At 75.8% G+C, this 3,129-nt stretch carries 1 protein-coding gene; it reads right to left on the reverse strand.

Annotated features, from left to right (window positions below; all coding sequences use genetic code 11):
* The coding region (locus D474_RS0118435) for a type I polyketide synthase (RefSeq protein ID WP_017615000.1) at positions 1-3,129 on the reverse strand (3,129 nt) is incomplete at both ends.

The raw sequence follows: 3,129 nt of genomic DNA on the forward strand, positions 1-3,129 counted from the left end.
CGAGTGCACGACGACCTCGCGGTGCCCGTCGCGCCCGGGAGCATGCACGCTCACCTGCACGGGCACGCTCGCGGCGCGCGGAAGGGTGAGGGGGACCTCCAGGGTCAGGTCGGCGACCACGGGGGCGTCCACACGCGCACCGGCGTGTGCGACCAGTTCCACGAACGCGGTCCCGGGGACCACGGTGCGGCCCCACAGGCGGTGGTCGCGCAGCCAGGGGTGGTCGGCCACGCCGAGGGAGCCGGCGAAGACGGTGTCGCCGGAGACCAGTTCCAGGCCCTGGCCGAGCAGCGGCTCCGGGGCGGGCTCGGGCTCGGCGGCCGCGGGCACGATCCAGTGGCGCGACCGCTCGAAGGGGTCGTCCGGAACGATGACCGGGGCGCCTTCCTCGGCCACGCCCTCCAGCACCACGTGGGCGTTGGTGCCGCTGATGCCGAAGGAGGACACGGCGGCCCGGCGCGGGCGTCCTGTGTCGGGCCACTCCTCGTTGTCGGAGAGCAGGCGCACCCCGCTGTCGGACCACTCCACCTCGCCCGTGGGCTCGTCCACGTGCAGGGTGCGCGGCAGGCGCCCGAACCGCAGGGCCTGCACCATCTTGATGACCCCGGCGACCCCGGCGACCCCGGCGGTGGCCTGGGTGTGGCCGACGTTGGACTTGAGCGAGCCCAGACGCAGATCGGGCAGGCCCGCCTCGCCGCGCCCGGCCCCGTAGACCGACATCAGGGCGCGCGCCTCGATCGGGTCGCCCAGGCGGGTGCCGGTGCCGTGCGCCTCGACGGCGTCGACGTCGTGGGGGGCCAGAGCGGCCGAGGCCAGGGAGGAGAGGATGACCCGCTCCTGCGCCTCCCGGTTGGGTGCGGTGAGCCCGTTGGAGGCCCCGTCGGAGTTGACGGCGCTGCCGCGCAGCAGCGCCAGGACGGGGCGGCCGGCGCGGCGGGCCTGGGAGGCGCGCTCGAGCATGAGCATGCCGGCGCCCTCGGCCCAGGCGGTGCCGTCGGCGCCCGCACCGAAGGCCCGGCAGCGGCCGTCGGCGGAGAGCCCGCGCTGGGCGGAGAACTCCAGGAACATACCGGGGGTGGCCATGACGGTCGCGCCGCCGGCCAGGGCCATGGCGCACTCGCCGCGGCGGATCGCGGCGGCAGCCTGGTGCAGGGCCACCAGGGAGGCCGAGCAGGCGGTGTCGATGGTCAGGGCGGGCCCGCGCAGGCCCAGCACGTAGGCGATGCGCCCGGAGGCCACGCTCAGGGTGCTGCCGGTGAGCCGGTACCCGCCGTCGGTACCCGCGCCGGGGTCGGCCAGGCGGGGCCCGTACTCGGTGGGCATCGCGCCGACGAACACCCCGACCTGCTGTCCGCGCAGCTCGTCGGTGGTCAGCCCGGCCCGCTGCACGGCCTCCCAGGAGGTCTCCAGGAGCAGCCGCTGCTGGGGGTCCATGGCGTCGGCCTCGCGGGGGCTGATCCCGAAGAAGGCGGCATCGAACTGGTCGGCGTCGTGCAGGAACCCGCCGCGCCGGGTGTAGGTGTGTCCGGCCCTGCCCTGTTCCGGGTGGAAGAGGCGGTCCAGGTCCCAACCGCGGTTGTCGGGGAACTCGCCCGTCGCGTCGGTGCCGTTGTCCACCAGCGACCACAGCGCCTCGGGTGAGCGCACGCCGCCGGGCAGGCGGCAGGACATCGCGGTGATGGCGACCGGGTCGTCCTCGGGTGCGGTGCGGGCCGTGGCGGCGGGCACGAGCGCCGGAGCAGTCGCGGGGGTGCGCGCGGAGGCGGCCCCGGCAGCCGGCGCGGCCAGGGCCTCGGCACCCTCGCCGAGCTGCTCGGTGAGGAAGGCGGCCAGATCGCCGGGGGTGGGCAGGTCGAACAGGTCGGTGTCCTCGAGGCGGTATCCGGTCCCGTCCTCGATCAGGTCGGCCAGCTCCATGAGCATGATCGAGTCGAAGCCCAGGTCGCGGAAGGCCCGGGTGTCGTCGGCCTCGGTGAGGGCCTCGACCTCCAGCACCTGCGCGCTGAGGGTGCGCACCAGGCCCAGCGCGTCCACCGTGGAGCCCTCCCCTCCGGACGCCTGTTGCGGGGGCTGGGCTCCGGGCGCAGCAGTGGGCGCGGCCGGGGCCGCGGGCACGGCCTCGGGCCAGAACCGGGTGCGCTGGAAGGGGTAGGTGGGCAGGTCGACGCGGCGCGCTCCGGCGCCACGCAGGAGGGTGCCCCAGTCCACGTCCAGGCCGGAGGTGTGGGCCTCGGCCGCGGCGGTGAGCAGCCGACCCTGGTCGCCCTGCCCGCGGCGCAGGGTCGCAAGAACGGGCCCGTCGAGCCCGGCGTCCTCCAGGGTGTGGCGGATGCCGTGGTAGAGCACCGGGTGCGGGCCGACCTCGACGAACGCGGTGTGGCCGGCCCGGACGGCGGCCGAGACGGCCTCGGCGAACCGGACGGTCCCGCGCAGGCTCCGGTACCAGTAACCGCCGTCCATGGCGGGGCCGCCCTCGCCGAGCGGTTCACCGGTGAGGGTGGACAGCAGCGGAACGTTGCCGGGTTGCGGGTCCAGGCCCTGCAGGCGTTCCAGCAGACCCTCGCGCAGTTCTCCGACGTGGCCGGAGTGCGAGGCGTAGTCGACGTCGACCAGGGCCCCGTGCAGGCCGTTGTCGACGCAGTGGTCCACGGCCCGGCGCACGGCGGCGGGGCTGCCGGAGACGATGACCGACTCGGGCCCGTTGACGGCGGCCAGGTGCAGGTCGTCGACGCGCGCCACCAGCTCCTCGGCGCGCTCGCGCGACATCCCCAGGGAGGCCATCCCGCCGGAACCGGCCAGGGCGGTCAGGGCACGGCTGCGCTGTGCGGTGACCCGGGCCGCCTCCTCCAGGCTCAGGATCCCGGCCACGCAGGCGGCGGCGATCTCACCCTGGGAGTGGCCGATGACGGCTGCCGGACGCACGCCCATGGTCTCCCAGACCCGGGCCAGGGAGACCATCACGGCCCACAGCACCGGCTGGACCACGTCCACGCGCGCGTCGGGGCCGCTGTAGGCCGGGCTTCCGGGCTCGCCGCGCAGCACCGCGGTCAGGGACCAGTCGACGTGGGGTTCCAGGGCGCGCTCGCACTCGCGCAGGCGCTCGGTGAAGGCTGCCGGCAGCGGCCCGCG

The organism is Nocardiopsis salina YIM 90010, assembly GCF_000341025.1.
Classification (GTDB): domain Bacteria; phylum Actinomycetota; class Actinomycetes; order Streptosporangiales; family Streptosporangiaceae; genus Nocardiopsis; species Nocardiopsis salina.